Genomic DNA, 3,344 nt, shown 5'->3' with positions numbered 1-3,344 from the left:
TATACCGGAAAAAGTGTGCATTTTTTGGGATTTCAAGAGATGGCAAAGAAATTTTCAAATCTTCTCCTGACTCCTGACTCCTGACTCCTGACTCCTATGCCCTCACGGAAAAACTTTCTCAGCAACCCCTAGGTAAAAACCGATAATTAATTGTCCGAATGCTTCGCCCTTACTGTGGTCTAAAGACATGAAAACTGCTGTAAATAAGCTGATAAACATTTAATTTGCATGATTATTACAGGCAGGATGCCTGTTCCACAAGAGTTTTAGTTGTCAGGAATATGCAAGTTAAATGTCCAACAGTTTACTGAGACAGTATTGTCTTAAACCTCAAACATTTTAGTTTGCTGCGACTCCCCATAAGCCACCATAATCTGAAACTTTTCCCCCAACTCTGCACTAAACTCCAATTGAATCCAGTTATCTTCATCTCTTGAGATAACCTCTAAAACATTTTCTCCCAAATTATCAATAATATTTAATTTTACTCCTTCAGGTAACAGATGATTTCCCACCGGATATACTTGAGTTAAAATATCTACTTCTAGACCAGAACCAGCAGCAATTTTTACTACTAATGCCACAGAAATTTGCTCAAGGTGCATTCCCAAATCAATTTTTTGTCCCCGCGTCATACTCACAGCACTCTTAAAAGCTAATCCTAATTGTTGCGGATTTAATAAATTCTCAATAGTTTGCCAACTTGCATCTACAAATCCATCTAACCATTGTCCAATTTTTACCAGAATAGATAAATCTTCATATTGTGGAGATTTATCTATTTCTAATTCACTCAGATAAAGTAAAAAATTCTCCAAAGATTGCAACTGATTCAGAGGAACTTCCGCTTCAGCTTGAGGTGTAAAACCTAAAATTTTCGCCTCTTTTAAATCAGAATTGAACTGCACAGCCACATAACCCACTCTATCCTCCCAAACCTCCGGCGGAATTTCACATACTTCTGCTTTTGGTAAAACTGGACGACATTCTAATTTACCTAAATTTTTTACTTTTAAATCAGCTACATTCATCAATTGAATTACTAAAAAGTCATGACTATCACTTCCTTGGCAATCAGTTTCAAATCCCATACACTGGAGATAATTATCTACAGCATACACAGCTAAAGTATTAAGATAAACTTGTTGCCGCTGATCAGGATTAGAAATACTTTGGCTATATTCTTGAGCTATTCCATGAGCTTCTGTAGAGAGAGATACGCTAAAAGTTAGTTGTTCTGTGATGCTATTCATGAGGCAATCTCCAAAATTTTTATAGTCAGTTAATGCAGTTTCTATATATATTTCTTTAAATAAGTAATAATTTTGCGCATCCGTCGCTGGTAGAAACTAGAAGCTGTTGAAAGTGGTACTTTTAATTCCTCAGAAATTTCTTGCCATTGCTTACCATTTAAAACCAACAGCAGAATAGCTTGCAAATTAGCTTGGGGATGATCCTTAATACAGTCATTTTTTAAAACATTCTCTGGATCATTCTCAATAATTTCCTTTAACTGTTGTTGCTCAGATATTTCATTATCTACTGGGAAATCTTTGTTGATTTCATCTAAAGACAGCACTTGAGTCACTTTTTGATGCTTAGGAAGTTGAGTAATCCCTCTTTTTTGGTCTTTTTTACCCACATCAGAAATTCGCCGGGAAAAAATTATATTTACCCATGTCATCACTGGATATTGAGGATTATATTGTTCAATTTTTTGACAAATTTCTATGAATGTAAGTTGTAATGCTTCATGATAATAATCTTCATAGTTTGGTGATTCCCACCACTGAACTTGCTTGCTCAATTTCCCAGAACCGCGAATAGCATTAATCAGCTTATTTAAAGCTATGCGTCTTTTTGCTCTGTCCGTGGGACTTTTACTGTCAGCCGGATATCGCTTGGCTTCATTAACTAGCTGTTGTAGTTCTTGGTTGAGCGCGTCGTCGTCTCTTCCTAGAAAATCATTTGTCATCTCGCACTCCGCACTCTCCCGTGAATATATCTATTCTCGTATCTTCCCCTGTCTGAAAGTTTTACGCAAAAATTTCCATTCTTTACAAAACTTTATATTCCCTAGTAAGCGAACTGCTTGCAGCAGCGGTTCGTTAAGCTGTGATGCAGCTAAATTGTATAATCATAAATTTCTGAACTCTTGTGGCACAGGCATCTTGCCTGTATCATTTATACAAATTAAATGCACAACAGCTTATCGCTCTCCAACAAGCCCACATTTGCAACATTTGTTGATACAGCCTTTCCATAGGCGGTAACTTCTTCAACCACTTACGATTCAGCCATTTTTTCCACTGTACCCAACCTAACCACCCAAAAAAAGCTGTAATTGTTCCTACGATTAAACCAGTGAAAATTTTTAACCAACCTTGAGAGAATAAAGAGAAAAACCAAGCGATCGCTCTAAACAACCATCTAAATAATGTACCAAATAAACCATTTAACAAACCAGTAACCGGTGAAGGCAACCAACCAGCTATCCAGTTCCAAAATTGACGCAATACGCTAACGGTATTTGTAGATAATAATCCTTAATTTCCTTGGGGTATTTAGTATCAGCCTTACCCAACAAAGTGCGATCGCGGTATGGAACTTCAGAAAGTACAGTATAAGTCATACCTTCCGATAATTGTACAGGCGATCGCAAACCCCCTTCCTGATCCACAGCGATCACAAGACCAGGAAAATAGATTTCCTTGGGATTAGACAAAGCAGGTATCAAATTAGGTAAATCTGATACCACATTATAAGTTTGTACAACTTCTCTAGTAGGAGTTTTGATTAATGGTAGATCCAAGTCTATTTTGTAGGACTAAGATGAACGTCTTAAAGTAGTCACATCATCATTACGAGAAATTTTCCAACCCTTACCAGTATATTGATCAAAAGCCAAAACCCGCCAAAAACCTTACGCTTGGGATCTCACCCGCATCACCACCTTGGGTTTCATTTCCCCCCGCAGGTTTTGGTTCATCTCGCTATTAAAACCTTAATAAAAATTACTATCTAGGGTTTGCTGAATAAACCTAAAACCTTGATATATCAAAGGTTAGAGGCTGATAAACACAGAAATTAGTGCAAGGGTTTTGAAGGGTATACCGGAAAAAGTGTGCATTTTTTGGGATTTCAAGAGATGGCAAAGAAATTTTCAAATCTTCTCCTGACTCCTGACTCCTGACTCCTGACTCCTATGCCATCACGGAAAGACTTTCTCAGCAACCCCTATCTAGGGTTTGCTGAATAAACCTAAAACCTTGATATATCAAAGGTTAGAGGCTGATAAACACAGAAATTAGTGCAAGGGTTTTGAAGGGTATACCGGAAAAAGT

The 3,344-nt window shown here is 37.3% G+C and carries 2 protein-coding genes and 1 pseudogene; all 3 read right to left on the bottom strand.

Annotated elements, in window-relative coordinates; all coding sequences use genetic code 11:
* Positions 1–323 precede the first annotated feature (323 nt).
* The gene (locus H6F47_RS27095) at positions 324–1,253 is read right to left on the bottom strand and encodes a DUF1822 family protein (RefSeq protein ID WP_190348393.1); all 930 of its coding nucleotides are present in this window, start codon (positions 1,251–1,253) and stop codon (positions 324–326) included.
* A gap of 41 nt (positions 1,254–1,294) precedes the next feature.
* Positions 1,295–1,975: an RNA polymerase subunit sigma-24 gene (locus H6F47_RS27090; RefSeq protein ID WP_096565834.1), complete on the bottom strand. Its 681-nt coding sequence runs from the start codon at positions 1,973–1,975 to the stop codon at positions 1,295–1,297.
* A gap of 253 nt (positions 1,976–2,228) precedes the next feature.
* Positions 2,229–3,025: pseudogene (locus H6F47_RS27085) on the bottom strand (transglutaminaseTgpA domain-containing protein); the annotation flags it as partial.
* Between the last annotated feature and the right edge of the window lie 319 nt (positions 3,026–3,344).

The organism is Sphaerospermopsis sp. FACHB-1094 (genome assembly GCF_014696195.1).
Lineage (GTDB): Bacteria > Cyanobacteriota > Cyanobacteriia > Cyanobacteriales > Nostocaceae > Sphaerospermopsis > Sphaerospermopsis kisseleviana.
The sequence above is the reverse complement of the archived record's forward strand: the minus strand, read 5'-3'. Positions and strand labels throughout refer to the sequence as shown.

Excerpts from the sequence above, each read along its gene's own strand:
- H6F47_RS27090 (WP_096565834.1), bottom strand. The coding sequence starts at position 1,975 with ATGACAAATGATTTTCTAGGAAGAGACGACGACGCGCTCAACCAAGAA.
- H6F47_RS27095 (WP_190348393.1), bottom strand. The coding sequence starts at position 1,253 with ATGAATAGCATCACAGAACAACTAACTTTTAGCGTATCTCTCTCTACA.